The 3442-nt window shown below is 68.5% G+C and carries 2 protein-coding genes, 1 pseudogene and 1 riboswitch; of the genes and pseudogenes, 1 reads left to right on the plus strand and 2 read right to left on the minus strand.

From position 1 onward, the window contains the following. A pseudogene (locus tag B2W70_RS17000) lies at positions 1 to 1291 on the minus strand (cation:proton antiporter); the annotation flags it as partial. Between the two features lie 18 nt (positions 1292 to 1309). Further along, positions 1310 to 1447, plus strand: a riboswitch (yybP-ykoY riboswitch). A gap of 86 nt (positions 1448 to 1533) precedes the next feature. Here B2W70_RS17000 and B2W70_RS17005 point away from each other — a divergent pair. Next, positions 1534 to 2133 (plus strand): TMEM165/GDT1 family protein, encoded by a 600-nt coding sequence (locus tag B2W70_RS17005; protein WP_286747607.1) that lies wholly within the window; start codon positions 1534 to 1536, stop codon positions 2131 to 2133. A gap of 19 nt (positions 2134 to 2152) precedes the next feature. Here the strand turns inward: B2W70_RS17005 and B2W70_RS17010 are convergent, their stop codons facing one another. After that, the gene (locus B2W70_RS17010; protein WP_286747609.1) at positions 2153 to 3121 is read right to left on the minus strand and encodes a DUF1571 domain-containing protein; all 969 of its coding nucleotides are present in this window, start codon (positions 3119 to 3121) and stop codon (positions 2153 to 2155) included. Positions 3122 to 3442 lie beyond the last annotated feature (321 nt).

Raw genomic sequence — 3442 nt, forward strand, 5'->3', positions numbered from 1 at the left:
GGTCCCGCACACGCGACATGTCGACGTGTCGGGGCAACTGGGCCAGGGGGTCGTCACGCAAGGCCAGTCGGCGCGCCAGGGCCGAGCGAGATTGCAGCCACTCGGTCAGCGGCACGCTGGCGCCGAACAGCGCCGAATTGGCGGCGATCGACAGCAGTGCAGCCACCAGCACCAGGTCCTGGCCTTCCTTGGGCAACAGCCCCAGGCTCGACCCCAAGCCTGCCAGGATGAACGAGAACTCGCCGATCTGGGCCAGGCTCAGGCCCACCGTCAGCGCCGTGCTCAGCGGGTAGCGAAACAGCAGCACCAGGGCCACCGCCGCCAGGGTCTTGCCCAGCACGATGACGGCCACCGTGGCGGCCAGCTTGCCCGGTGACTGCCACAACACGCTCGGGTCGAACAGCATGCCCACCGAGACAAAAAACAGCACCGCAAAAGCATCGCGCAGGGGCAGCGACTCGTCGGCCGCGCGGTGGGCGAACTCGGACTCGCGCATCATCATGCCGGCGAAGAAGGCGCCCAGCGCGAACGACACGTCGAACAGCTTGGCCGCGCCAAAGGCCACGCCCACGGCTGCGGCCACCACGCACAGCGTGAACAGCTCGCGCGAGCCCGTGGACGCCACCCACCACAGCATGCGCGGGAACACGCGCCGCCCGATGATCAGCATGGTGGCCACGAAGGCCAGCACCTTGGCCAGCGTCCAGCCCACGGTGATGACGATGTCTTGCGGCGTCTGGGCATCGGTGCCGCCCTGGCTGGCCGCAAGCAAGCCGGCGAACACGGGCAGCAGCACGAGCACCAGCACCAGCACCAGGTCTTCGACCACCAGCCAGCCCACGGCGATGCGACCGTTGGCCGTCTCCAGCAGGCCACGCGCTTCGAGCGCCTTGAGCAGCACCACCGTGCTGGCCACCGACAGGCACAGCCCGAACACCAGCGAGCCACCCACCGACCACCCCCAGCTCGCAGCCAGACCAAAACCCATGCCCACGGCCACCGCGATCTGAACGATGGCACCCGGGATGGCGATGCGCCGCACGGCCAGCAAGTCGGCCACCGAAAAGTGCAGGCCGACACCGAACATCAGCAGCATGACGCCGATCTCGGCGAGCTGGCTGGCCAGGGCCATGTCGGCGACAAAGCCCGGCGTGCCCGGCCCGATGACGATGCCCGCCAGCAGGTAGCCCACCAGCGGCGGCATGCGCAGGCGCGCGGCGGCAAAACCAAACACCAGGGCGAGACCGAAGCCAATGGCGATGGTGGAGATCAGGCTGACGTCATGGGGCATGGCGCAAAGGGTACACTGCGCACTGTCATCGGGGAGTAGCCGCTCTTCGCCGCACCGCTCGGGCACCACACCGTGCGCACGGACACCTGGCTGGCGTCAACACACTTGGTCCGCAGACCATGGCGTCAGCAGCCCTCGGGCCCAGCCCGATGGCCTGGCAAGACCTTTGACCACGTTGCACCCGTCCTGGCCGGGGGGTGCGCCGTGGTCATGTGTCTTCGTCCCGGCCTGGGTTCCCCCACATGTCGTTCCTCGAATCCCTCACCGGACCCCTCGCCATCTCGACCGGCGTCGTCGCGCTCGCCGAAATCGGTGACAAGACCCAGCTGCTGGCCTTCCTGCTGGCCGCCCGCTTCAAAAAGCCCCTGCCCATCGTCGCCGGCATCTTCGTGGCGACCGTGCTCAACCACGCCCTGGCCGGCGCACTGGGCGCCTGGATCACGACCGCGCTGTCGCCCGAGGTGCTGCGCTGGGGCCTGGGGCTGTCCTTCATCGCCATGGCCGTGTGGACGCTGATCCCCGACGAGATCGAGGACGACGAGGCCCAGGTGGCTCAGCGCTTCGGCGTGTTCGGCGCGACGCTGGTGACCTTCTTCATCGCCGAGATGGGCGACAAGACCCAGATCGCCACCGTGGCCATGGCCGCGCGCTACGCCGACGCGACGTGGGTGGTGGTCGGCTCGACCCTGGGCATGCTGATCGCCAACGTGCCGGCGGTGTACGCGGGCGACAAGCTGGCCGGGCGCATCCCGATGCGGCTGGTGCACGGCATCGCGGCGGGCATCTTCGCGCTGCTGGGCGCGGCGACCCTGATGGGCGCAGGGCAAAGCCTGGGGTTCTGAACGAGGCCCCGGCCTGGGCTCAGAAGCGGTAGGCCGGGTTCTTGGGGTCGAAGTCCAGGTCGGTGAAGGCCTTGGGCTCGACACGCTCATAGAGGATGCGCTCGCGGATCTCGCCCGACGCCGCCCACGATTCGATCTGCAAGGCCCAGGGCTGCTTGAGGTTCAGGCACACGCGGGTGCGCGCGGCATAAGCGGCCGGGTCGGCCGCACCCGGGGCCCAGGTCAGCGCCACGGTGCGCTGACCCGCCACCTTCAGCACCTCGACCTGGTCGGCGCGCGTGCTGCGGCCCGCCGCGTTCTGGCGGCCGACCTCTCGACCCAGCACCTCGGCCACGAAGTCGGGCCCGAGGTTGAGCACCGTGTGGTTGGAGTTCTGCTTGGGGATGCTGCCGTCCAGCGCGATCCATTTGGACACGAAGCCCAGCACACCGCCCAGGTGCCCGTACATGGCGTCGGTGCGCTGGCGGGCGTCAAAGAGGATTTCCTGTCCGGCTTTCGGCCCGCCTGACAACCACGCCATGTAGACCTGCTGCGGCTGACGGCGCAGGCGGATGTGGTTGATGAAGGGCTTGTCTTGCCAATCGCCGGCGATGCGCTCCTGGCGCTGCATGCGGATCTCGAAGCCTTCGTGCTGACCGGCGCCCTGCTGCATGGCCGTGACCAGCACCTCGGTGGGCAACTCGCGGAACAGGGTCAGCAGGGCGTCGTCGTCGAGCTTGTTGAGCTCACCACCCTGCCAGCGTTGCAGCAAGGCCTTGGCTTGCTGACGCACGGATTCGGTCTGCCAGGTGCGAGCCTGGGCATGGGCAGGCGCCAGGCCGGCGCTGCACAGCAAGGCGATGCAGGTGGACACGGACCACGCCAGCGCCCGACGGCGGCCGGGAGACGACAAAGCCGACTGCGCGGTCGACGAGACCAAGGCAGAAGCAGAGGCAGCGGCAGCGGCAGCGGCTGAGGACGCCATGGAGGGGTCGGCAAGGGTTCGCATCACGGCACCTGTTGGACGAAAGACATCAGCCGCCATCAGACCACGGCCCAAGCAGGGTTCACCCTGACGCAGGGCATGTCTCGCGTCAGAACGCTCACGCGTGGGGGTGGTGTCACACCTCACGAGCCAACCGCCCACCCCGCTGGGCAAGGCTCGCACCCTGGTGCAAGATGCTTCAGACCCTGTACCCCCAACCCAAAAGACAACCCAAAAGAGGAAGACAAGCATGCAAACGAAGGACAGCGTGTTCCTGGTCACCGGCGGCAGCTCCGGCCTGGGCGCGGCCACCGTGCAGATGGCCCTGGCCGCCGGCGCCCGCAC

Source organism: Aquabacterium sp. UBA2148, assembly GCF_002328915.1.
Taxonomy (GTDB): domain Bacteria; phylum Pseudomonadota; class Gammaproteobacteria; order Burkholderiales; family Burkholderiaceae_C; genus Aquabacterium; species Aquabacterium parvum.